This window comes from Kineococcus sp. AC630 (assembly GCF_979255925.1).
In genome coordinates this window covers 1-231 of record NZ_CEEDMJ010000177.1, presented here as the reverse complement: position 1 = coordinate 231, position 231 = coordinate 1, and the positions used below count along the sequence as shown (strand labels likewise).

The 231-nt window shown below is 74.5% G+C and carries 1 pseudogene; it reads left to right on the top strand.

What is annotated here, in order from left to right:
• Positions 1-13: 13 nt before the first annotated feature.
• Positions 14-231: pseudogene (locus AC0I8G_RS26325) on the top strand (AsnC family protein); the annotation flags it as partial.

Sequence of the window (231 nt, the reverse complement as noted above, 5' to 3'; positions counted from 1 at the left end):
ACGGTGCGCCCGCATGCGCGCCACGGGCCGGGTGCGCATCGGCGGGCTCACCAACCCCGACCGTCTCGGGGAGGTGTCGTGGTTCGTCCGGGCCCGGACCACCCCGGACGCCGCAGTACCCATCGCCGAGGCTCTGGCACGTCGGCCGGACACCTCCTGGGTGAACATCCCCTCCGGCGGGACGGAGGTCGTGTGCTCCACCCGCGCCCGCGACCTGAAGGAGACCGACGC